Source organism: Streptomyces sp. NPDC034099, assembly GCF_055575415.1.
The window spans coordinates 69,962-93,244 of record NZ_JBVISR010000010.1 but is presented as its reverse complement, the minus strand read 5'-3'; the positions used below and the strand labels follow the sequence as shown (position 1 = coordinate 93,244).

General features: G+C 71.0%; 21 protein-coding genes. 18 read left to right on the top strand and 3 right to left on the bottom strand.

The features are described from left to right. Window positions 1–83: 83 nt before the first annotated feature. Window positions 84–2,282 (bottom strand): elongation factor G-like protein EF-G2, encoded by a 2,199-nt coding sequence (locus ACZ56V_RS26825; RefSeq protein ID WP_468945766.1) that lies wholly within the window; start codon window positions 2,280–2,282, stop codon window positions 84–86. A gap of 208 nt (window positions 2,283–2,490) precedes the next feature. On the opposite strand from ACZ56V_RS26825, the gene pgsA reads away from it, so the two are divergent. The 15 genes from pgsA to relA all read left to right on the top strand — a co-directional run bounded on the left by pgsA (window position 2,491) and on the right by relA (window position 17,931). Further along, entirely contained in the window at window positions 2,491–3,216 is a 726-nt protein-coding gene (gene pgsA, locus ACZ56V_RS26820; RefSeq protein WP_104634787.1) for a phosphatidylinositol phosphate synthase, read from the top strand. Then, window positions 3,213–4,142, top strand: coding sequence for a phosphatidylinositol mannoside acyltransferase (locus tag ACZ56V_RS26815; RefSeq protein ID WP_467381906.1), 930 nt, complete (start codon window positions 3,213–3,215; stop codon window positions 4,140–4,142). The genes pgsA and ACZ56V_RS26815 overlap by 4 nt, the downstream gene beginning before the upstream one ends. Next, entirely contained in the window at window positions 4,139–5,302 is a 1,164-nt protein-coding gene (locus ACZ56V_RS26810) for a glycosyltransferase family 4 protein (protein WP_468945763.1), read from the top strand. Before ACZ56V_RS26815 ends, ACZ56V_RS26810 begins: the two co-directional genes overlap by 4 nt. Window positions 5,303–5,525: 223 nt before the next feature. Continuing rightward, on the top strand, window positions 5,526–6,068 hold the full coding sequence (locus ACZ56V_RS26805) for a hypothetical protein (protein ID WP_398917172.1): 543 nt from the start codon (window positions 5,526–5,528) through the stop codon (window positions 6,066–6,068). A 123-nt stretch (window positions 6,069–6,191) separates the two neighbouring features. Further along, on the top strand, window positions 6,192–7,103 hold the full coding sequence (gene pdxS / locus ACZ56V_RS26800; protein ID WP_030184980.1) for a pyridoxal 5'-phosphate synthase lyase subunit PdxS: 912 nt from the start codon (window positions 6,192–6,194) through the stop codon (window positions 7,101–7,103). A 12-nt stretch (window positions 7,104–7,115) separates the two neighbouring features. Continuing rightward, a complete protein-coding gene (gene pdxT, locus ACZ56V_RS26795) occupies window positions 7,116–7,724 on the top strand; it encodes a pyridoxal 5'-phosphate synthase glutaminase subunit PdxT (RefSeq protein WP_398917168.1) in 609 nt (202 codons plus the stop codon). A 47-nt stretch (window positions 7,725–7,771) separates the two neighbouring features. Next, entirely contained in the window at window positions 7,772–8,524 is a 753-nt protein-coding gene (locus ACZ56V_RS26790; protein ID WP_052837848.1) for a YebC/PmpR family DNA-binding transcriptional regulator, read from the top strand. A gap of 109 nt (window positions 8,525–8,633) precedes the next feature. Beyond that, window positions 8,634–9,200, top strand: coding sequence for a crossover junction endodeoxyribonuclease RuvC (ruvC, locus tag ACZ56V_RS26785; protein ID WP_356365151.1), 567 nt, complete (start codon window positions 8,634–8,636; stop codon window positions 9,198–9,200). Beyond that, window positions 9,197–9,802 carry a Holliday junction branch migration protein RuvA gene (ruvA, locus tag ACZ56V_RS26780; RefSeq protein ID WP_398917167.1) on the top strand — a complete coding sequence of 202 codons (606 nt, stop codon included), beginning with the start codon at window positions 9,197–9,199 and terminating at the stop codon, window positions 9,800–9,802. Before ruvC ends, ruvA begins: the two co-directional genes overlap by 4 nt. A gap of 46 nt (window positions 9,803–9,848) precedes the next feature. Beyond that, window positions 9,849–10,922: a Holliday junction branch migration DNA helicase RuvB gene (ruvB, locus tag ACZ56V_RS26775; RefSeq protein ID WP_059299546.1), complete on the top strand. Its 1,074-nt coding sequence runs from the start codon at window positions 9,849–9,851 to the stop codon at window positions 10,920–10,922. A gap of 175 nt (window positions 10,923–11,097) precedes the next feature. Next, entirely contained in the window at window positions 11,098–11,610 is a 513-nt protein-coding gene (gene yajC, locus ACZ56V_RS26770; RefSeq protein ID WP_467381901.1) for a preprotein translocase subunit YajC, read from the top strand. A 135-nt stretch (window positions 11,611–11,745) separates the two neighbouring features. After that, window positions 11,746–13,545 (top strand): protein translocase subunit SecD, encoded by a 1,800-nt coding sequence (secD, locus tag ACZ56V_RS26765; protein ID WP_398917164.1) that lies wholly within the window; start codon window positions 11,746–11,748, stop codon window positions 13,543–13,545. Window positions 13,546–13,548: 3 nt separating this feature from the next. Continuing rightward, complete coding sequence (secF, locus tag ACZ56V_RS26760) at window positions 13,549–14,670, top strand: protein translocase subunit SecF (RefSeq protein ID WP_398917162.1); 1,122 nt, start codon at window positions 13,549–13,551, stop codon at window positions 14,668–14,670. Beyond that, the gene (locus ACZ56V_RS26755; protein ID WP_104634799.1) at window positions 14,667–15,215 is read left to right on the top strand and encodes an adenine phosphoribosyltransferase; all 549 of its coding nucleotides are present in this window, start codon (window positions 14,667–14,669) and stop codon (window positions 15,213–15,215) included. Before secF ends, ACZ56V_RS26755 begins: the two co-directional genes overlap by 4 nt. Window positions 15,216–15,387: 172 nt before the next feature. Next, a complete protein-coding gene (gene relA / locus ACZ56V_RS26750) occupies window positions 15,388–17,931 on the top strand; it encodes a GTP pyrophosphokinase (RefSeq protein ID WP_398917159.1) in 2,544 nt (847 codons plus the stop codon). Window positions 17,932–18,010: 79 nt separating this feature from the next. On the opposite strand, the gene ACZ56V_RS26745 is transcribed toward relA, so the two are convergent. Both ACZ56V_RS26745 and ACZ56V_RS26740 read right to left on the bottom strand, forming a co-directional pair. Beyond that, on the bottom strand, window positions 18,011–19,240 hold the full coding sequence (locus ACZ56V_RS26745; protein WP_398917157.1) for a DUF349 domain-containing protein: 1,230 nt from the start codon (window positions 19,238–19,240) through the stop codon (window positions 18,011–18,013). A gap of 135 nt (window positions 19,241–19,375) precedes the next feature. Further along, on the bottom strand, window positions 19,376–20,230 hold the full coding sequence (locus tag ACZ56V_RS26740; protein ID WP_467381896.1) for a peptidylprolyl isomerase: 855 nt from the start codon (window positions 20,228–20,230) through the stop codon (window positions 19,376–19,378). A 183-nt stretch (window positions 20,231–20,413) separates the two neighbouring features. Between ACZ56V_RS26740 and ACZ56V_RS26735 the strand changes: the two genes are divergently transcribed. From ACZ56V_RS26735 to ACZ56V_RS26725, 3 genes are all read left to right on the top strand, one after another. Continuing rightward, window positions 20,414–21,121, top strand: a complete 708-nt coding sequence (locus ACZ56V_RS26735; RefSeq protein WP_398917153.1) for an MBL fold metallo-hydrolase — start codon at window positions 20,414–20,416, stop codon at window positions 21,119–21,121. A gap of 11 nt (window positions 21,122–21,132) precedes the next feature. Then, the gene (hisS, locus tag ACZ56V_RS26730) at window positions 21,133–22,395 is read left to right on the top strand and encodes a histidine--tRNA ligase (protein WP_467381894.1); all 1,263 of its coding nucleotides are present in this window, start codon (window positions 21,133–21,135) and stop codon (window positions 22,393–22,395) included. 195 nt (window positions 22,396–22,590) lie between these two features. Beyond that, on the top strand, window positions 22,591–23,253 hold the full coding sequence (locus ACZ56V_RS26725) for a vitamin K epoxide reductase family protein (RefSeq protein ID WP_398917149.1): 663 nt from the start codon (window positions 22,591–22,593) through the stop codon (window positions 23,251–23,253). Window positions 23,254–23,283: the final 30 nt, after the last annotated feature.

Here is a 23,283-nt window from a genome sequence, read left to right as displayed (position 1 = left end):
CCGTCGTACGCCGGGGCGGGGGACCCCGGACGCGGAAGGCGGGCCCCCGGTGCGGCGGACCCGCACCGGAGGGCCGGGCTCCGCTAGGACGCCACCCGCACCTCCTCGCGCAGCCGGTCCGCGACCTGCGCGGGCATCGGTTCGTGCCGCGCGTAACGCCGGTCGAACCGCGCGGTGCCGTGCGACAGGGAGCGCAGGTCGACGGCGTAGCGGCCGATCTCGATCTCGGGCACCTCGGCCCTGATCAACGTCCGGCCGCCGCTGGTCTGCTCGGTGCCCAGCACTTTGCCGCGCCGTCCGGACAGGTCGCTCATCACGGCGCCCACGTAGTCGTCGCCGACCAGCACGCTCACCTCGGCGACCGGCTCCAGCAGGTGGATCCTCGCCTCGGCCGCGGCCTCCCTGAGCGCCAGCGCGCCCGCGGTCTGGAACGCGGCGTCGGAGGAGTCCACCGAGTGCGCCTTGCCGTCGAGCAGCGTGATCCGTACGTCGATCAGCGGGTGGCCCGCGGCGACGCCCTTGGCCGCCTGGGTGCGCACGCCCTTCTCGACGGAGGGGATGAACTGCCGAGGCACCGCGCCGCCGACCACCTTGTCCACGAACTCGATGCCCGAGCCGCCCGGCAGCGGCTCCACCTCGATCTCGCAGATGGCGTACTGCCCGTGTCCGCCGGACTGCTTGACGTGCCGCCCGCGCCCGGCCGCCCGGCCGCCGAACGTCTCGCGCAGGGAGACCCGGTGGGGCACGACGTCGACCTGGACGCCGTAGCGGCTGCGCAGCCGCTCCAGGGCCACGTCGGCGTGCGCCTCGCCCAGGCACCACAGGACCACCTGGTGGGTGTCCTGGTTGTGTTCCAGGCGCATCGTCGGGTCCTCGGCGACCAGCCGGGCCAGCCCTTGGGAGAGCTTGTCCTCGTCCGGTTTGCTGTGCGCCTCGATGGCGAGCGGCAGCAGCGGGTCGGGCATCTCCCAGGGGGCCATCAGCAGCGGGTCGTCCTTGGCCGAGAGCGTGTCCCCGGTCTCCGCGCGGGTCAGCTTGGCCACACAGGCCAGGTCGCCCGCGATCACGTGCGAGACCGGACGCTGCTGCTTGCCGAACGGCGTCGACAGGGCGCCGATCCGCTCGTCGACGTCGTGGTCCTCGTGGCCCCGGTCGGTCATCCCGTGCCCGGACACGTGCACCGTCTGGTCGGCGCGCAGGGTGCCGGAGAAGACGCGGACCATCGAGATCCGGCCGACGTACGGGTCCGAGGACGTCTTGACGACCTCCGCGACCAGCGACTCCTGCGGATCGCACATCCGCAGCTCGCGCCCGGCGCCCTCGGGCGTGGTGACCCGCGGCGCCGCGCGTTCCAGGGGCGTCGGGAAGCCGCGCGTGATCAGCTCGAGCAGCTCGACCGTGCCCAGTCCCTGCCGGGCTCCCTCGGCGGCCGGGGCGGCGGCCAGGACGGGGAAGAACACCCCGCGGGCCACGGCCCGTTCCAGATCCTCGACGAGCGTCTTGACGTCGACCTGCTCGCCGCCGAGATAGCGCTCCATGAGGGTCTCGTCCTCGCTCTCCGAGATGATTCCCTCGATCAGCATCGAGCGGGCCTCGTCGAGCTGCGGCAGCTCTGCCTCGCCCGGCTCCGAGGTCACCCGCTCGCCGGAGGCGTAGTCGAACAGCTTCCGCGACAGCAGCCCCACGAGCCCGGTCACGGGCGCGTGCCCGTCGGGCGCGGGCGGACCGTGCAGCGGCAGGTACAGCGGCAGTACGGCGTCGGGATCGTCGCCGCCGAACGCCTCCGCGCAGATCCGTGTCATCTCCTCGAAGTCCGCGCGGGCGGCCTCCAGGTGCGTGATCACGATGGCGCGCGGCATGCCGACGGCGGCGCACTCCTCCCAGAGCATCCGGGTCGAGCCGTCCACCCCGTCGGAGGCCGAGACGACGAAGAGGGCCGCGTCCGCGGCGCGCAGACCGGCCCTCAGCTCACCGACGAAGTCGGCGTACCCGGGAGTGTCCAAGAGATTGATCTTGATGCCGTCCCATTCGACCGGCACCAGGGAGAGCTGCACGGAGCGCTGCTGGCGGTGCTCCATGTCGTCGTAGTCCGAGACACAGCCGCCGTCCTCCACGCGGCCCGCCCGGTTCACCGCTCCCGCCGTCAGCGCGAGAGCCTCCACCAGAGTCGTCTTGCCCGATCCGGAGTGGCCGACCAGCACCACATTCCGTACGGATGCGGGGTGGTCGGCCGCCGTTGCCCTTCCGGCGGCTCCGGGATGGGTGTGTGCCTTGTCGCCCATGTCCTTGCCTCCCGTGCACGGTGAGGTCACTGTGGGCGCGGACACGCGGGACCGCGTGCACTGGCGGCTCCGGCGACGCCCGCGGTCCTTCGAGCTTTCCACTCCCGTCACGCCGCGTCCATACGAAGGACCCGATCCCGCCCGCCCACCGGCCGCTCCGCAAGGGCTCAGGGTGCCCGGCCACCGCCCACGCGCGCGCGTGACTACGATGGGCCAGCCGGTGGCCAGCAAGGGCCGCGGCGCCACACCGACCGTCGGGAAGGCCATGCTGAACAAGTACGCGCGTGCATTTTTTACGCGTGTCCTCACACCGTTCGCCGCGTTTCTCATCCGCCGGGGCGTCAGCCCCGACACGGTCACGCTGATCGGCACCGCGGGTGTGGTCGCGGGTGCGCTGGTCTTCTACCCCATGGGTGAGTTCTTCTGGGGCACGGTGGTGATCACGCTCTTCGTCTTCTCCGACCTCGTCGACGGCAACATGGCCCGCCAGCTGGGCCGCTCCAGCCGGTGGGGCGCGTTCCTGGACTCCACCCTCGACCGGGTCGCCGACGGGGCGATCTTCGGCGGCCTCGCCCTCTGGTACGCGGGGGGCGGCGACGACAACGTCCTGTGCGCGGTGTCGATCTTCTGTCTGGCCAGCGGCCAGGTGGTGTCGTACACCAAGGCGCGCGGCGAGGCGATCGGCCTGCCGGTGGCCGTCAACGGACTGGTCGAGCGTGCCGAGCGCCTCGTCATCTCGCTGGTCGCCGCCGGATTCGCCGGGCTGCACAAGTTCGGCGTGCCCGGCATCCAGTACCTGCTGCCGATCGCCCTGTGGATCGTCGCCGTGGGCAGCCTCGTCACGCTGGTGCAGCGGGTCGTCACGGTCCGCCGGGAGGCCGCCGAGGCGGACGCCGCCGCGCAGCGGAGCCAGGGCACCGAGGCGGCGAAGTGAGCGCTCGGGACCGCCTGACCGACGGTCTGTACGGCGCCGGCTGGACCACCGTGAAGAAGCTCCCCGAGCCCGCCGCCGTGCGCCTCGGCCGCACCGTCGCCGACCTCGCCTGGAAACAGCGCGGAGCGGGGGTGCGCCGCCTGGAGAGCAACTACGCCCGCGTGGTGCCCGACGCGAGTCCGGAGCGGCTCGCCGCCCTCTCGCGCGCGGGCATGCGCTCGTACCTGCGCTACTGGATGGAGTCGTTCCGGCTCCCGGCGTGGAGCACCGAGCGGATCAAGGACGGCTTCGTCCCCGACGATCTGCACCACCTCACCGCCGGCATGGACGCCGGCAAGGGCGTGGTGCTGGCCCTGCCGCACCTGGCCAACTGGGACCTCGCGGGCGCCTGGGTCACCACGAAGCTCGGCATCCCGTTCACCACGGTCGCCGAGCGCCTCAAGCCGGAGACCCTGTACGACCGGTTCGTCGCCTACCGCGAGGGTCTCGGCATGGAGGTCCTGCCGCACAGCGGCGGCACCGCCTTCGGCACGCTGGCCCGGCGGCTGCGCGACGGCGGCCTGGTCTGCCTGGTCGCCGACCGCGACCTGTCCGCCTCCGGCGTGGAGGTCGGCTTCTTCGGCGAGACGGCCCGGATGCCGGCCGGCCCCGCCCTGCTCGCCCAGCAGACCGGCGCACGGCTGCTGCCGGTGACGCTCTGGTACGACGACTCGCCGGTGATGCGGGGCCGGGTACACCCACCGGTCGAGGTCCCCGGGTCAGGCACCCGGGCCGAGAAGACGTCTGTCATGACACAGGCGCTGGCCGATGCCTTCGCCACGGGGATCGCCGACCACCCGGAGGACTGGCACATGCTGCAGCGCTTGTGGCTCAAGGATCTCGACCCGGCCAAGGCGCCCGGCGCCCGCGAGCGGGGCGCCCGGTGAGGATCGGCATCGTCTGCCCGTACTCCTGGGACGTGCCGGGCGGCGTCCAGTTCCACATCCGGGACCTCGCCGAGTACTTCATCCGGCTCGGTCACGAGGTGTCCGTCCTCGCCCCGGCCGACGAGGACACCCCGCTGCCCCCGTACGTCGTCTCCGCGGGCCGCGCGGTGCCGGTGCCGTACAACGGCTCGGTGGCCCGGCTGAACTTCGGCTTCCTGTCGGCCGCCCGGGTCCGGCGCTGGCTGCACGACGGCGCCTTCGACGTCATCCACATCCACGAGCCGACCTCGCCCTCGCTGGGCCTGCTGACCTGCTGGGCGGCGCAGGGCCCCATCGTGGCCACCTTCCACACCTCCAACCCGCGCTCCCGCGCGATGATCGCCGCGTACGCGATCCTCCAGGCCGCCCTGGAGAAGATCAGCGCCCGGATCGCCGTGAGCGAGTACGCCCGGCGCACGCTGGTCGAGCACCTGGGCGGCGACGCGGTCGTCATCCCCAACGGCGTCGACGTCGACTTCTTCGCCGGCGCGGAGCCCAAGCCCGAGTGGCAGGGCGACACGATCGGCTTCATAGGGCGCATCGACGAGCCCCGCAAGGGCCTGCCGGTGCTCATGCGGGCGCTGCCCGGGATCCTCGCCGCCCGCCCGCAGACCCGGCTGCTCGTCGCCGGGCGCGGGGACGAGGAGGAGGCCGTCGAGAGCCTGCCCGGGGAACTGCGCTCCCGCGTGGAGTTCCTCGGCATGATCAGCGACGAGGACAAGGCCCGCCTCCTGCGCAGCGTCGACCTGTACGTGGCGCCCAACACCGGCGGCGAGAGCTTCGGCATCATCCTCGTCGAGGCCATGTCGGCCGGCGCCCCCGTCCTCGCCTCCGACCTGGACGCCTTCGCCCAGGTCCTCGACCAGGGCGCGGCCGGGGAACTCTTCCCCAACGAGAACGCGGACGCCCTGGCGGAAGCGGCCGTACGCCTGCTGGCCGACCCGGAACGCCGGGCCGCGCTGCGCGAGCGGGGCAGCGCCCACGTACGGCGTTTCGACTGGTCCACCGTGGGCGCGGACATCCTGTCCGTCTACGAGACGGTCACCGCGGGAGCGGCGGCGGTCGCGACGGACGACCGGGCAACGGGCCTGCGGGCCCGCTTCGGCCTGGCGAGGGACTGACCCACCGGGGCGCACGGGGCCGCCGTCGCGCATGCGGAGCCACGAGTGCGTGCGACCCTCGGCGGGCGCGGGCCGACCCCGCGACGCCGCCACCGGCGGCCGAGACCCGGCCGCGCGGACGCCGCCACTGGCGGGTCGGGGCCGGATGTCTCGCGCTCACCGGCGTACACGGGGCCCACCGGACCCACATGGGGCACTCGGCCCACCGATAGGGTTGCCGCCCGTGACCGCAACCCTCATCTGGATCCTGGTCGTCCTCGTCGCCGTCGGCCTGTACCTCAGCTGGACGGCGGGCCGCCTGGACCGGCTGCACGCCCGGATCGACGCCGCCCGCGCCGCCCTGGACGCACAGCTGCTGCGCAGGGCGTCCGTGGCCCAGGAACTCGCCACCTCCGGCGTGCTCGACCCGGCCGCCTCCATGGTCCTCTACGAGGCCGCACACGCCGCCCGGCAGGCCGAGGAGGACATGCGGGAGGTCGCCGAGAGCGAGCTGAGCCAGGCGCTGCGCGCCGTGTTCGGCGACGCGCAGCAGGTGGACGTGGTGCGCGAGGCGCCCGGGGGAGAGGAGGCCGCCCACGAACTGGCCGAGGCGGTACGCAGGGTGCCGATGGCCCGGCGCTTCCACAACGACGCGGTCGGCGCCGCGCGCAGACTGCGCGAGCACCGCAAGGTCCGCTGGTTCCGCCTCGCCGGGCACGCGCCCTTCCCGCTGGCCTTCGAGATGGACGACGAGTCACCGGCCGCCCTGGTCGAGCGGGCGGCGTAAGCCGTACCGCCGGCGCCTCGGCCCGAAAACGATCCACAGCCTCCCCATTGGCCCTTGCTGTGGCCTGCTCGCCTCACGTTTCCTCGTTGCTGCAGAAACCCCCTTCTCCTCAGCGAGGTACCCGTGTCCAGCACCCTCTCCGAAAACCAGGCACCCGAGACCGGCACCGCCCGGGTGAAGCGCGGCATGGCCGAGCAGCTCAAGGGCGGCGTCATCATGGACGTCGTCACGCCTGAGCAGGCGAAGATCGCCGAGGACGCGGGCGCCGTGGCCGTCATGGCCCTGGAGCGGGTCCCGGCCGACATCCGCAAGGACGGCGGCGTGGCCCGGATGTCCGACCCGGACATGATCGAGGGCATCATCGGCGCCGTCTCCATCCCGGTGATGGCCAAGTCCCGCATCGGCCACTTCGTGGAGGCCCAGGTCCTGCAGTCCCTCGGCGTCGACTACATCGACGAGTCCGAGGTCCTCACGCCGGCCGACGAGGTCAACCACAGCGACAAGTTCGCCTTCACCACGCCCTTCGTCTGCGGCGCCACCAACCTCGGCGAGGCCCTGCGCCGGATCGCCGAGGGCGCGGCCATGATCCGCTCCAAGGGTGAGGCGGGCACCGGCAACGTCGTCGAGGCCGTCCGCCACCTGCGCCAGATCAAGAACGAGATCGCCCGGCTGCGCGGCTGCGACAACAACGAGCTGTACGCCGCCGCCAAGGAGCTGCGCGCCCCTTACGAGCTGGTCAAGGAGGTCTCCGAGCTGGGCAGGCTCCCGGTCGTCCTCTTCTCGGCCGGCGGGGTCGCCACCCCGGCCGACGCCGCGCTCATGCGCCAGCTCGGCGCCGAGGGCGTCTTCGTCGGCTCCGGCATCTTCAAGTCCGGCGACCCGGCCAAGCGCGCCGCCGCCATCGTGAAGGCCACCACCTTCTACGACGACCCGAAGATCATCGCGGACGCGTCCCGCAACCTCGGCGAGGCCATGGTCGGCATCAACTGCGACACCCTCCCCGAGACCGAGCGCTACGCCAACCGCGGCTGGTAAGGCACCGGACCCATGAGTGACACCCCCGTCATCGGCGTCCTGGCCCTCCAGGGCGACGTACGGGAGCACCTCATCGCCCTGGCCGTGGCCGACGCCGTGGCCAGGCCGGTGAGGCGCCCCGAAGAACTCGCCGAGGTGGACGGCCTGGTCGTACCCGGCGGCGAGTCCACCACCATCTCCAAGCTCGCCGTCCTCTTCGGAGTGATGGACCCCCTCCGCGCGCGCGTGCGCGACGGCATGCCCGTCTACGGCACCTGCGCCGGCATGATCATGCTGGCCGACAAGATCCTCGACCCCCGCTCCGGGCAGGAGACGGTCGGCGGCATCGACATGATCGTGCGCCGCAACGCCTTCGGCCGGCAGAACGAGTCCTTCGAGGCCGCCGTCGATGTCAAGGGCGTCGAGGGCGCTCCCGTGGAGGGCGTCTTCATCCGCGCCCCCTGGGTCGAGTCCGTGGGCGCCGCCGCCGAGGTCCTCGCCGAGCACGACGGCCACATCGTCGCCGTCCGCCAGGGCAACGCGCTGGCCACCTCGTTCCACCCGGAGCTGACCGGCGACCACCGGGTGCACCGGCTCTTCGCCGACATGGTGCGCGCGAACCGGGCGACGGAGTCCTTGTAGGATTCCTCCGTTCGTACAGAGACGGGTTACGCGAAGGAGACAGGCAGATGTCCGGCCACTCTAAATGGGCCACGACGAAGCACAAGAAGGCCGTCATCGATGCCAAGCGCGGCAAGCTCTTCGCGAAGCTGATCAAGAACATCGAGGTCGCGGCCCGCATGGGCGGTGCCGACATCGACGGCAACCCGACGCTGTACGACGCCATCCAGAAGGCGAAGAAGCAGTCGGTCCCGAACAAGAACATCGACTCCGCGGTCAAGCGCGGCGCCGGCCTGGAGGCCGGTGGCGCCGACTACGAGACGATCATGTACGAGGGCTACGGCCCCAACGGCGTCGCGGTGCTCATCGAGTGCCTCACCGACAACCGCAACCGCGCCGCCTCCGACGTCCGCGTCGCCATGACCCGCAACGGCGGTTCCATGGCCGACCCGGGCTCGGTGTCGTACCTCTTCAACCGCAAGGGCGTCGTGATCGTGCCCAAGGGCGAGCTGGGCGAGGACGACGTCCTCGGCGCCGTCCTGGACGCGGGCGCGGAGGAGGTCAACGACCTCGGCGAGTCCTTCGAGGTGCTCAGCGAGGCCACCGACCTGGTCGCGGTCCGCACCGCTCTCCAGGAGGCCGGCATCGACTACGAGTCCGCCGACGCCAACTTCGTCCCCACCATGCAGGTCGAGCTGGACGAGGAGGGCGCGCGGAAGATCTTCCGGCTCATCGACGCCCTGGAGGACAGCGACGACGTGCAGAACGTCTTCGCCAACTTCGACGTGAGCGACGAGATCATGGAGAAGGTCGACGCGTAACGCGTCCCTGCTCAGCGGGCCGACGGGGACACACTCCGTCGGCCCGTCGCTTTGTCGGTGGCACCCGATAGCCTGCACAAACAGGTGATCGACGAGAGGGGCCGGGGACGTGCGTGTGCTGGGGGTGGACCCGGGGCTGACCCGCTGCGGGGTCGGTGTGGTGGAGGGCGTCGCGGGCAGGCCGCTCACCATGATCGGCGTCGGCGTCGTCCGCACGCCCGCGGACGCGGACCTCGGCCACCGCCTCGTCGCCGTCGAGCAGGGCATCGAGCGGTGGCTCGACGAGCACCGGCCGGAGTTCGTCGCCGTGGAGCGCGTCTTCAGCCAGCACAACGTCCGCACCGTCATGGGCACCGCCCAGGCCAGCGCGGTGGCGATCCTGTGCGCCTCCCGCCGCGGCATCCCCGTCGCGCTGCACACGCCCAGCGAGGTCAAGGCGGCCGTCACCGGCAGCGGCCGCGCCGACAAGGCGCAGGTCGGTGCCATGGTCACCCGCCTGCTGCGGCTCGCCGCCCCGCCCAAGCCGGCCGACGCCGCCGACGCCCTCGCGCTCGCCATCTGCCACATCTGGCGCGCCCCCGCGCAGAACCGCCTCCAGCAGGCCGTGGCCCTGCACGCCTCCCAGGGCCCGCAGCGCCCGCGGACCTCCCACCCGTCGAAAGGCCGCCCCGCATGATCGCCTTCGTCAGCGGCACCGTCGCCGCCCTCGCACCCGACGCCGCGGTGGTCGAGGTCGGCGGCGTCGGCATGGCCGTCCAGTGCACGCCGAACACGCTCTCCACCCTCCGGCTCGGCAAGCCCGCCAAGCTCGCCACCTCGCTCGTCGTCCGCGAGGACTCGCTCACGCTCTACGGCTTCGCCGACGACGACGAGCGCCAGGTCTTCGAACTGCTCCAGACCGCCAGCGGCGTCGGACCCCGCCTCGCCCAGGCCATGCTCGCCGTGCACCAGCCCGACGCCCTGCGCAGAGCCGTCTCCACCGGCGACGAGAAGGCGCTCACCGCTGTCCCCGGCATCGGCAAGAAGGGCGCCCAGAAGCTGCTCCTGGAGCTGAAGGACCGGCTCGGCGAGCCCATCGGCGCCCCCGCCGTCGGCGCCCCGGTCAGCACCGGCTGGCGCGACCAGCTGCACGCCGCCCTGATCGGCCTCGGGTACGCCACCCGCGAGGCCGACGAGGCCGTCGCCGCCGTGGCGCCGCAGGCGGAAGCCGCCGGGGGCACGCCGCAGGTGGGCGCGCTGCTGAAGGCCGCCCTGCAGACGCTGAACCGCGCCCGCTGACCACGCCCGCCACCACCGACCGGTGCGCCACGGCAAGGAGAACGAAGTGAACTGGGACGACACGACCGACGCGGAGGCCGCCGCCGAGCGGCTGGTGGGCGCTGTCGCCGACGGCGAGGACCAGGCCGTGGAGGCGGCCCTGCGCCCCAAGGACCTCGGTGAGTTCATCGGCCAGGAGAAGGTCCGCGAACAGCTCGACCTGGTGCTGCGTGCCGCACGCGCGCGCGGGGCGACCGCCGACCACGTGCTCCTGTCCGGCGCCCCGGGCCTCGGCAAGACCACCCTCTCGATGATCATCGCGGCCGAGATGGAAGCCCCCATCCGCATCACCTCGGGCCCCGCCATCCAGCACGCAGGCGATCTCGCGGCGATCCTCTCCTCGCTCCAGGAGGGCGAGGTCCTCTTCCTCGACGAGATCCACCGCATGTCGCGGCCCGCCGAGGAGATGCTCTACATGGCGATGGAGGACTTCCGCGTCGACGTCATCGTCGGCAAGGGCCCCGGCGCCACCGCCATCCCCCTGGAGCTGCCCCCGTTCACCCTGGTCGGCGCCACCACCCGCGCGGGACTGCTGCCGCCCCCGCTGCGCGACCGCTTCGGCTTCACCGCCCACATGGAGTTCTACGGACCGGCGGAACTGGAGCGCGTGATCCACCGCTCCGCCGGCCTGCTCGACGTCGAGATCGACCCCACCGGCGCCGCCGAGATCGCAGGCCGCTCCCGCGGCACCCCCCGCATCGCCAACCGTCTGCTGCGCCGGGTCCGCGACTACGCCCAGGTCAAGGCCGACGGCCTGATCACCCAGGAGATCGCCGCGGCCGCCCTCGCCGTCTACGAGGTCGACGCCCGGGGCCTCGACCGCCTCGACCGGGGGGTGCTGGAGGCCCTTCTCAAGCTGTTCGGCGGCGGTCCCGTCGGCCTGTCGACGCTCGCCGTCGCCGTGGGGGAGGAGCGTGAGACAGTGGAGGAGGTCGCCGAACCCTTCCTCGTACGGGAGGGTCTGCTCGCCCGCACCCCGCGCGGGCGGGTGGCCACTCCGGCCGCATGGGCGCATCTCGGCCTCACCCCGCCTCGTTCGCAGAGTTCAGGAAACGGACAACAGGACTTGTTCGGGGCGTGACGACCCGCTCACGCGAGGCACATTCGCCGGAGCAGGAACCCCGGTGCCATGCTGGGCGTTGTTCCATGCGCGCGGACTCGCCTAGACTCCGCCGATGCCGCCCTTGTCGGCGGTGTACACACCCCCAACCATCAGGCCGCTCACCATCGCGGTCGTGTGAAGGAAGTACCGACCCGTGAGTCTCGTGACCCTCCTCCCGTTCATCGTGCTCATCGGGGCCATGTTCCTGATGACCCGGTCGGCGAAGAAGAAGCAGCAGCAGGCCGCCAACATGCGGAACGAGATGCAGCCCGGAACCGGTGTCCGCACCATCGGGGGCATGTACGCCACGGTCAAGGAGGTCAACGACGACACGGTCCTCCTCGACGCCGGCCCGGGTGTGGAACTGCTCTTCGCCAAGAACTCGATCGGTGCCGTCCTCACCGACGACGAGTACAACCGCATCGTCCACGGCATCGAGTACGACCTGAAGTCCGACGCCGACGTCGTCCCCGACGACGCCTCCTCCCTCACCGAGACCGACGCCCCCGCCGACGCCGCCTCCGACGACAAGTCCGTCGACCTCGGCAAGAAGGCCGTCGAGCCCGCCGACGAGACGGCCGACGCGCCGAAGGCCGACGCCGCGCCCGCCGAGGCGAAGACGGACGAGCAGGCGAAGAAGTCCGACGGCGGTTCCGAGGCGAAGTAGGCCGTGCCCCGGGGTGCGCGGGACGGGTTCCCGCGCACCCCGCGCGACGCGCGGCTCGCACGGATCCGGACACCATGTGATGGCCGCCGGTGACGCCTTCTGGGCGCGAAGCGGCCCGAGAGGGAGTACACAAAGGTGGTAGCACCTAAAAAGGGAAAGAATGCGAGCGCTCAGAGTAAGCCCGGGCGCTCGCTGGCCCTGATCCTGATCGCCATCGTGGCGCTCGCCGGAGGCATGTTCGCCTCCGGGCACACGACTCCGCGTCTCGGCATCGACCTGGCGGGCGGCACCAGCATCACGCTCCGCGCGGTGCCGGAGGCGGGCCAGGAGTCGGCGATCAACAAGACCAACATGGACACCGCGGTCGAGATCATGAACCGCCGTGTCAATGGTCTGGGTGTTTCCGAGGCCGAGGTCCAGACCCAGGGCGACCGGAACATCATCGTCAACATCCCCAAGGGGACGAACTCGAAGGAAGCCCGGCAGCAGGTCGGCACCACCGCCAAGCTGTACTTCCGTCCGGTCCTCGCCACCGAGCTCTCCGGCGCCAACGCGACCGGCAGCCCCTCGCCGAGCGAGGCCGGCGGCGCCACGGACAAGGCGACCGACAAGGCCACGGACAAGGCCACCGACGGCGACAAGGCCACGGACGGCGACAAGGCGAGCGGCACGCCGTCCGACTCCGCGTCGGCGAGCGCCACCTCCCAGGGCCGCGCCGCCAGCGACGCCCTGAAGGCCGACCCCAGCCCGTCCGCGAAGAGCTCCGACGGCGCCTCCCCGTCCCCGAGCGCCAGCGCCCCCGGTGACGACGCCACCGCCAAGCTGCAGCAGCAGTACGCGGCCCTGGACTGCACCGACCAGGGCGCCCGCGCCAAGGCGGGCAAGGGCGCCAAGCCGGACGAGCAGACCGTGGCCTGCGGCCAGAACTCGCAGGGCCAGTGGCAGAAGTACATCCTCGGCCCCGCCGCGGTCGACGGCACCGAGGTCGACGAGGCCAAGGCCGTCTACAACACGCAGACCGCCGCCGGCTGGACCGTGACCATGAAGTTCACGGACAAGGGCAGCGAGAAGTTCGCGGACATCACCGGCAAGCTGGCGCAGAACCAGTCCCCGCAGAACCAGTTCGCCATCGTCCTGGACAACGAGGTCGTTTCCGACCCGTACGTCAGCCAGGCGCTCACCGGCGGCAACGCGGAGATCTCCGGCAGCTTCGACCAGGAGGAGGCCCAGAGCCTCGCCAACATGCTGTCCTACGGCGCGCTGCCGCTGACCTTCAAGGAGGACAGCGTCACCACCGTCACCGCCGCGCTCGGCGGTGAGCAGCTCCACGCCGGTCTGATCGCGGGCGCGATCGGCCTCGCCCTGGTCGTCCTCTACCTGCTGTTCTACTACCGAGGCCTGTCGTTCATCGCCGTCTGCTCGCTGCTGGTCTCGGCCGGCCTCACGTACGTGATCATGGCGCTGCTCGGCCCGACCATCAACTTCGCGCTGAACCTGCCGGCGGTGTGCGGTGCCATCGTCGCCATCGGCATCACGGCGGACTCGTTCATCGTGTACTTCGAACGCGTCCGCGACGAGATCCGGGAGGGCCGCACACTGCGTCCCGCCGTCGAGCGGGCCTGGCCGCGCGCCCGGCGCACCATCCTGGTCTCCGACTTCGTGTCCTTCCTCGCCGCCGCGGTGCTCTTCATCGTCACGGTGGGCAAGGTGCAGGGCTTCGCGTTCACGCTCGGTCTGACGACCCTGCTCGACGTGGTCGTGGTGTTCCTGTTCACCAAACCGCTGCTGACGCTGATGGCCCGGCGCAAGTTCTTCTCCAGCGGTCACAAGTGGTCCGGCCTCGACCCCAAGGCCCTGGGTGCCAAGCCACCGCTGCGCCGCACCCGCCGTCCGTCCCGTCCTGCCGCCGGCCCTGTCGACCCGAAGGAGGCGTGAGAGATGTCGAAGCTCGGCACACTCGGCGCCCGACTGCACCACGGCGAGGTCGGCTACGACTTCGTCAAGAACCGCAAGATCTGGTACGGCATCTCGATCCTCATCACCATCACGGCCATCGTCGGCCTGGCGGTGCGCGGTCTGCACATGGGCATCGAGTTCCAGGGCGGCGCGGTCTTCACCACCCCGAAGAACATGAGCGCCTCGGTCGCCCAGACGGAAACCTGGTCGGAGGAGGCATCCGGCCACGACGCGATCGTCCAGAAGCTCGGCGACGGCAGCCTCCGCATCCAGATCGCGGGCACCGACACCCAGCAGTCGGACCAGATCAAGGAGGACCTCTCCAAGAACCTGGACGTCCCCGCGGAGAAGATCAACGCCGACCTGGTCGGCCCCAGCTGGGGTGACCAGATCGCGAACAAGGCCTGGCAGGGCCTCGGGATCTTCATGGTTCTCGTGGTGATCTACCTGGCGATCGCGTTCGAGTGGCGGATGGCACTGGCCGCCTTCGTCGCACTGATCCACGACATCACCATCACGGTGGGCATCTACGCCCTCGTCGGCTTCGAGGTCACACCGGGCACGGTGATCGGTCTGCTGACCATCCTCGGTTACTCGCTCTACGACACGGTCGTCGTCTTCGACAGCCTCAAGGAGCAGACCCGGGACATCACCAAGCAGACCCGCTGGACCTACGCGGAGATCGCCAACCGCTCGATCAACAGCACCCTGGTCCGCTCCATCAACACCACGGTGGTCGCGCTGCTGCCGGTGGCGGGCCTGCTGTTCATCGGCGGCGGTGTCCTCGGCGCCGGCATGCTCAACGACATCTCGCTGTCGCTGTTCGTCGGTCTCGCCGCCGGTGCCTACTCGTCGATCTTCATCGCCACGCCGCTCGTCGCCGACCTCAAGGAGGCCGAGCCGCAGATGAAGGCCCTCAAGAAGCGGGTCCTCGCCAAGCGGGCCCAGGCGACGGCCAAGGGCGAGTCCGCGCAGTCGGCGCAGGACGAGGGGGCGTACGACGCCGACGAGCCGGACGACGCGGCACCCGCGGTCGTCGGCCCCCGCAACCAGCCCGCGTCCCGTGGCAGGGGCCGCGGCCGACCCTCGGGGAAGCGCCGATGACCGGCACGACCGACATCACCGAGCTGCTCCTCAGCCGCATCCGGGACGTGCCCGACCACCCGGAGCCGGGCGTGGTGTTCAAGGACATCACCCCGCTCCTGGCGGACCCGGCGGCGTTCACCGCCCTGACCGACGCGCTCGCCGAGGTCGCTGGGAGCACCGGCGCCACCAAGGTCGTCGGTCTGGAGGCCCGCGGCTTCATCCTCGGCGCCCCGGTGGCCCTGAGGGCGGGCCTCGGCTTCATCCCCGTACGCAAGGCGGGCAAGCTCCCCGGAGCCACGCTCAGCCAGGCGTACGACCTGGAGTACGGCTCCGCCGAGATCGAGGTGCACGCCGAGGACCTCAGCGCGGGCGACCGCGTGCTGGTCGTCGACGACGTCCTCGCCACCGGCGGCACCGCGGAGGCCTCGCTGGAGCTGATCCGGCGGGCCGGTGCCGAGGTCGCGGGCCTCGCCGTGCTGATGGAGCTGGGCTTCCTCGGCGGGCGGGCCCGCCTGGAGCCCGCACTGGCCGGGGCACCGCTGAAGGCGCTGCTCACGGTCTGAACCGAGCACACCGCACCCTGGGGCGGGCCCGGAGGAATCCGGCGCCCGCCCCAGGCGTTGCAGGGGTTGACAGCCCTCACATTGGCCAGAAGGCGATCCTGGAGGGCAGGATCGCTACCATGGGGTATCCGGAGCCTGACCGGGGGACCCGGATCGCGCACGAGGAGTCCTCTTGCCAGACGAGGCCCAGCCACTGACCGCCGCAAAGCCCGAGTCCGCCTCGGCGCCCGCGGCGAAGCCCGCGCCGAGCGCGCCCCAGGCGAAGAACGACACGCGCGGGCCGATCCAGCACGCCCCGTCCGCGCCGGTCGACAAGCCCGCGGAGCAGCAGCCGCGCCCCAAGACGCTGCCCGCGGAGCGCCCGCAGAACGCGCCGGTGGTCCGCGCCCCCGCCGGGCAGCCCGCCCGCTCCGGCTCCTCCAACCGCGTCCGCGCCCGTCTCGCCCGCCTCGGCGTGCAGCGCGCCAACCCGTACAACCCGGTCCTGGAGCCGCTGCTGCGCATAGTGCGCGGCAACGACCCGAAGATCGAGACGGCGACCCTGCGCCAGATCGAGCGCGCCTACCAGGTCGCCGAACGCTGGCACCGCGGCCAGAAGCGCAAGAGCGGCGATCCGTACATCACGCATCCGCTCGCCGTCACCACCATCCTCGCCGAGCTGGGCATGGATCCGGCCACGCTGATGGCCGGGCTGCTGCACGACACCGTCGAGGACACCGAGTACGGCCTGGAGGACCTGCGCCGCGACTTCGGCGACGTGGTCACGCTGCTCGTCGACGGCGTCACCAAGCTGGACAAGGTCAAGTTCGGCGAGGCCGCGCAGGCCGAGACCGTGCGCAAGATGGTCGTCGCCATGGCCAAGGACCCGCGCGTCCTGGTCATCAAGCTCGCCGACCGCCTGCACAACATGCGCACCATGCGCTACCTCAAGCGCGAGAAGCAGGAGAAGAAGGCGCGCGAGACCCTGGAGATCTACGCGCCGCTCGCCCACCGGCTGGGCATGAACACCATCAAGTGGGAGCTGGAGGACCTCGCCTTCGCGATCCTCTACCCCAAGATGTACGACGAGATCGTCCGCCTGGTCGCCGAGCGCGCCCCCAAGCGCGACGAGTACCTGGCCGTCGTCACCGACGAGGTCCAGCAGGACCTGCGGTCGGCCCGCATCAAGGCGACCGTCACCGGCCGCCCCAAGCACTACTACAGCGTCTACCAGAAGATGATCGTCCGCGGCCGTGACTTCGCGGAGATCTACGACCTGGTGGGCATCCGCGTCCTGGTGGACACCGTCCGCGACTGCTACGCGGCGCTCGGCACGGTCCACGCCCGCTGGAACCCGGTTCCGGGGCGGTTCAAGGACTACATCGCGATGCCCAAGTTCAACATGTACCAGTCGCTGCACACGACGGTCATCGGGCCCGGCGGCAAGCCGGTCGAGCTGCAGATCCGCACCTTCGACATGCACCGTCGCGCGGAGTACGGCATCGCCGCGCACTGGAAGTACAAGCAGGAGGCCGTCGCCGGCGCCTCCAAGGTGCGCACCGACGCCCCCAAGTCGTCCGGCAGGAGCAAGGACGACCACCTCAACGACATGGCGTGGCTGCGCCAGCTGCTCGACTGGCAGAAGGAGACCGAGGACCCCGGCGAGTTCCTGGAGTCCCTGCGCTTCGACCTCTCCCGCAACGAGGTCTTCGTCTTCACGCCCAAGGGCGACGTCATAGCGCTCCCCGCCGGGGCCACCCCCGTGGACTTCGCCTACGCCGTCCACACCGAGGTCGGCCACCGCACCATAGGGGCACGGGTCAACGGGCGGCTGGTGCCGCTGGAGTCGACCCTGGACAACGGCGACCTGGTGGAGGTCTTCACCTCCAAGGCGGCCGGCGCGGGCCCCTCCCGCGACTGGCTGGGCTTCGTGAAGTCGCCGCGCGCCCGCAACAAGATCCGCGGCTGGTTCTCCAAGGAGCGCCGCGACGAGGCGATCGAGCAGGGCAAGGACGCCATCGTCCGCGCGATGCGCAAGCAGAACCTGCCGATCCAGCGCATCCTCACCGGCGACTCCCTGGTCACGCTCGCCCACGAGATGCGCTACTCGGACATCTCCGCGCTGTACGCGGCGATCGGCGAGGGCCATGTCTCCGCGCAGAACATCGTGCAGAAGCTGGTCTCGGCGCTCGGCGGCGAGGAGGCGGCCACCGAGGAGATCGACGAGTCGGTCCCGCCGGCCCGCGGTCGTGGCCGCAAGCGGCGGACCAGCGCCGACCCGGGCGTGGTCGTCAAGGGCGTCGAGGACGTGTGGGTCAAGCTGGCCCGCTGCTGCACGCCCGTGCCCGGCGACCCCATCATCGGCTTCGTCACCCGCGGCAGCGGCGTCTCCGTCCACCGCAGCGACTGTGTGAACGTGGACTCGCTGTCCCGCGAGCCCGAGCGCATCCTCGAGGTCGAGTGGGCGCCCACCCAGTCCTCCGTCTTCCTGGTCGCCATCCAGGTCGAGGCGCTGGACCGCTCCCGGCTCCTGTCGGACGTCACACGGGTGCTGTCCGACCAGCACGTCAACATCCTCTCGGCGGCCGTCCAGACCTCCCGGGACCGCGTGGCCACCTCCCGCTTCACCTTCGAGATGGGCGACCCCAAGCACCTCGGGCACGTCCTGAAGGCCGTCCGCGGCGTGGAGGGCGTCTACGACGTGTACCGGGTGACGTCGGCGCGCAGGCCTTCGTAGGCGGCCGTACAGGCGCACACACGAGAGGGGCTCCCGTACGGCGTGTACGGGAGCCCCTCTCGTGTCCGGTCCGCGACCGTCAGCCGCCGAACTCGTGCAGCCCCTTGAGCGCCTGGTCCAGGAGCGCCTGGCGGCCCTCCAGCTCACGCGCGAGCTTGTCGGCCTTGGCGTCGTTGCCCTGGGCGCGCGCCTGCTCGACCTGGGAGCGCAGCTTGTCCACGGCGGCCTGGAGCTGACCGGTCAGGCCCTCGGCACGCGCGCGTGCCTCCGGGTTGGTCCGGCGCCACTCGGCCTCCTCGGCCTCCTGGAGGGCCCGCTCGACCGCGTGCATCCGTCCCTCGACCTTCGGCCGGGCGTCGCGCGGCACGTGGCCGATGGCCTCCCACCGCTCGTTGACCGAACGGAACGCGGCGCGGGCCGCCTTGAGGTCGGTGACCGGGACGAGCTTCTCGGCCTCCTCGGCCAGCTCCTCCTTGAGCTTCAGGTTCTCCGCCTGCTCGGCGTCCCGCTCGGCGAAGACCGAGCCGCGGGCGGCGAAGAACACGTCCTGGGCGCCGCGGAAGCGGTTCCACAGGTCGTCCTCGTGCTCGCGCTGGGCGCGGCCGGCGGCCTTCCATTCGGACATCAGGTCGCGGTAGCGCGCGGCCGTCGGTCCCCAGTCCGTCGAGTTCGACAGCGCCTCGGCCTCCGTGACCAGCCGTTCCTTGGTCCGGCGGGCCTCCTCGCGCTGCGCGTCCAACTGTGCGAAGTGCTGCTTGCGGCGCTTGGAGAACGCCGAGCGGGCGTGCGAGAAGCGGTGCCACAGCTCGTCGTCGGACTTGCGGTCCAGGCGCGGCAGGCCCTTCCAGGTGTCGACCAGGGACCGCAGCCGCTCACCGGCCGCCCGCCACTGGTCCGAGCGCGCCAGCTCCTCCGCCTCGGCGACCAGGGCCTCCTTGGCGCCGCGCGCCTCGTCGGACTGCTTGGCCCGCTGGGCCTTGCGCTCCTCGCGCCGTGCCTCCACGAGCGCGACGAGCTGGTCCAGCCGGGTCCGCAGGGCCTCCAGGTCACCGACCGCGTGGTGCGCGTCCACCTGCTCGCGCAGGTGGTCGATGGCCGCCTGCGCGTCCTTGGCCGACAGGTCGGTGGTCTTCACCCGCTTCTCGAGGAGGCCGATCTCGACAACCAGGCCTTCGTACTTGCGTTCGAAATAGGCCAGCGCCTCCTCGGGGGAGCCTGCCTGCCAGGATCCGACGACCTGCTCGCCGTCGGCCGTCCGCACGTACACGGTCCCCGTCTCATCGACGCGGCCCCACGGGTCGCTGCTCACAGCGCCTCCTCCACATGATGCCTGCGGAGGGCTTCGCTACCCCCGGGCATCGTCCACAGTTTCGTCACGGCCAACATAGGCGACCGGCGGGGGGCCTGTCCGCACCCCGCGCGACCGAACTTTCGCTGATGAGGGTCAGGATGTGGTGACCGTGGCCTTGTCGATCACGACCGTCGCGTTGGGGGCGGTGTTGCCGGTCGTGGGGTCGGGCGCCTGGGCCCCGGCGGCCGCGATCTTCTTGAGAACGGCCATGCCGTCCTTGGAGATGGTGCCGAACGGCGTGTAGTCCGGCGGCAGCTGGCTGTCTTGGTAGACCAGGAAGAACTGGCTGCCCCCGGTGTTACGGCCCTGCTTCGTCTGGGGGTTGTACTGGTTCGCCATCGCGACCGTCCCCGCCGGGTACACGTTGCCCTTGAGGCTCTTGTCCTTCAGGTTCTCGTCGGGAATCGTGTAGCCGGGACCGCCCGCGCCGGTGCCCTGGGGGTCACCGCACTGAAGGACGTAGATGCCCTCGGGGGTGAGCCGGTGGCACTTGGTGTGGTCGAAGAAGCCCTTGCCCGCCAGGAAGTTGAACGAATTGACGGTGTGCGGTGCCGCCTCCGCCTTCAGCGCGATGTCTATGTCACCGCATGTGGTCGCCAGCTTCATCGTGTACTTCGCCGACTTGTCGATGGTCATCGCAGGTTCCTTCTTCCAGGTCTGCGTCTTGACCTTGCCCTCGGCGGGCTTCTCGCACGGGTCCGGCGCCTTGCTCGGAGCCGAGGCGCTCGGCGTGACCTCCGCGTTCGCGTTCGTCTTGCTGTCGTCGTCGTCCCCCAGGACCACGCCGGTCGTGTACAGCGCGACGCTGCCGATCAGGATCACGCCGAGCACCGACGCGATCGCGGCGTTGCGCATGCGAGCCTTGCGCCGCGCGGAGGTGCGTCGCTGCTGCTGCCGCAAGAACTTCTCCCGGGCGAGCTGACGCCGCCGCTGCTCCTGGGTGACCACCGGGTTCTCTCCTCATGCGTCTTCGTGTGCCGACCGGTACGCGTGGGTGCGATGAGCCGACCGTGGGCGTGTAGCCCCGTACCGTATATGGGTTCGCTGAGGAATCGGCACCGCCGGTAGGCTCTGACCATGGGCGCGATACGTTCGCAAGCCCACCCGTACCGACCCAAACGAAGGACGATCGTGCTCATTGCCGGGTTCCCCGCCGGTGCCTGGGGGACGAACTGTTATCTCGTCGCCCCCGCCGCCGGCGAGGAGTGCGTGATCATCGACCCGGGCCACCAGGCGGCCCCCGGAGTCGAGGAAGCGATCCGCAAGCATCGGCTCAAGCCCGTCGCCGTCGTCCTCACCCACGGCCACATCGACCACGTCGCCTCGGTCGTCCCGGTGTGCGGCGCCCACGACGTGCCGGCCTGGATCCATCCCGAGGACCGCTACATGATGAGCGACCCCGAGAAGGGCATCGGCCGCACCATCGGCATGCCGCTCATGGGCGAGCTGACCGTCGGGGAACCCGACGACGTCAAGGAGCTGACCGACGGCGCGAGGCTTGCACTGGCGGGCCTGGAGCTGACCGTCGCGCACGCCCCGGGCCATACCAAGGGGTCGGTGACCTTCGGCCTGCCCGAGACGGCGGACATCCCGCCGGTCATGTTCTCGGGCGACCTGCTGTTCGCCGGCTCCATCGGACGCACCGACTTCCCCGGTGGCTCCATGGACGACATGCTCGAGTCCCTGGCACGCGTGTGCCTGCCGCTCGACGACTCGACCGTGGTGCTGTCCGGACACGGCCCCCAGACGACCATCGGCCAGGAGCGTGCCACCAACCCGTACTTGCGGCAGGTGGCAGCCGGCCAGGGCGCCCCCGAGGCTCCCCGACGAGGAATGTGACGAGACCTTCCGTGAGCACCTTCAAGGCCCCCAAGGGCACGTACGACCTGCTGCCGCCGGACTCCGCCAAGTACCTGGCCGTCCGCGAGGCGATCGCCGCCCCGCTGCGCAACTCCGGCTACGGCTACATCGAGACGCCCGGCTTCGAGAACGTCGAGCTGTTCGCGCGCGGCGTGGGTGAGTCGACCGACATCGTGACCAAGGAGATGTACGTCTTCGAGACCAAGGGCGGCGACCGCCTCGCCCTGCGCCCGGAGACCACCGCCCCCGTACTGCGCGCGGTCCTGGAGGCCAACCTGCACAAGGCGGGCAACCTGCCGGTGAAGGTCTGGTACTCGGGCTCGCAGTACCGCTACGAGCGCCCCCAGAAGGGCCGTTACCGCCACTTCTCCCAGGTCGGCGCCGAGGCGATCGGCGCCGAGGACCCGGCTCTGGACGCCGAACTGATCATCCTGGCCGACCAGTCGTACCGCGCGCTCGGCCTGCAGGACTTCCGCATCCTGCTCAACTCGCTGGGCGACCAGGAGTGCCGTCCCGTCTACCGGGCCGCGCTCCAGGACTTCCTGCGCGGCCTCGACCTGGACGAGGACACCCTGCGCCGCGCCGAGATCAACCCGCTGCGCGTCCTGGACGACAAGCGCCCGGACGTCCAGAAGCAGCTCACCGACGCCCCGCTGCTGCGCGACTACCTGTGCGACGCCTGCAAGGCGTACCACGAGGAGGTGCGCGAGCTGATCACGGCGGCGGGCGTGGTCTTCGAGGACGACCCGAAGCTGGTCCGCGGCCTGGACTACTACACGCGCACCACGTTCGAGTTCGTCCACGACGGCCTCGGCTCCCAGTCCGCGGTGGGCGGCGGCGGCCGCTACGACGGCCTGTCCGAGATGATCGGCGGCCCCTCGCTGCCGTCGGTCGGCTGGGCGCTCGGCGTCGACCGCACCGTCCTCGCCCTGGAGGCGGAGGGCATCGAACTGGACATCCCGTCCGCCACCTCCGTCTTCGCGGTCCCGCTGGGCGAGGAGGCCCGCCGGATCCTGTTCGCCAAGGTCACCGAGCTGCGCAAGAACGGCGTCGCGGCCGACTTCTCCTACGGCGGCAAGGGCCTCAAGGCCGCGATGAAGGCGGCCAACCGCTCCGGCGCCCGCTACACCCTGGTTCTGGGCGAGCGCGACCTGGCCGAGGGCGTCGTCCAGCTCAAGGACATGGAGTCCGGCGAGCAGATTGCGATCGGCGTCAACGAGATCGTGGCGGAGCTGGAGTCGAGGCTCGGCTAGCGGGCCGGTGTCCCCTCCAGGGGCACGCGTTTCGTTCGCGTGTGCCCCTGGAGAACGGGCGTTGGCCGGAATGCGCCGCTCCGGAGTGATCGCCGATCCGTTCATATGGTCATCGAACGGTGCCCCTACAGGGTCGTGCGGCACAATGGCCCCTGCCCGAAGCAGGTCCCACTCCCCAGTGACGGAATCGGCGTGATGAGCAAGACGACAGTGAAGGACGCCTCCACCGTGGCAGAGTCCGCGCCGGCCAGCGGCACCCGCACCCCGCGCACCGAGGGCGGCAGCCGCGCGCTCGCACTGCTGCTGGTGATCACGGGCGCGGCCGGTCTGCTCGCCGCGTGGGTCATCACGATCGACAAGCAGAAGATCCTCGAGGCCAAGGTCGCCGGCACCACCTTCACGCCCGGCTGCAGCCTCAACCCGGTCGTCTCCTGCGGCAACATCATGGAGAGCGACCAGGCCTCGGCCTTCGGCTTCCCCAACCCGATGCTCGGCCTCGTCGCCTACGGCATCGTCATCTGCGTCGGCATGAGCCTGCTCGCCCGCGCCACCTACCCGCGCTGGTACTGGCTCACCTTCAACGCCGGCTGTCTGTTCGGCGTCGCCTTCGTCTCGTGGCTCCAGTTCCAGTCCCTGTACCGGATCAACTCGCTGTGCCTGTGGTGCTGCCTGGCCTGGGTCGCCACGATCCTGATGTTCTGGTACGTGACGTCCTTCAACGTCCGCAAGGGTTTCCTGCCCGCGCCGGGCTGGCTGCGCGGGTTCTTCGGCGAGTTCACCTGGGTCCTGCCGGTACTGCACATCGGCATCATCGGCATGATGATCCTCACCCGCTGGTGGGACTTCTGGACCAGCTGACGGGCGGCTCGCTTGTCGGTGCGGTCCTTT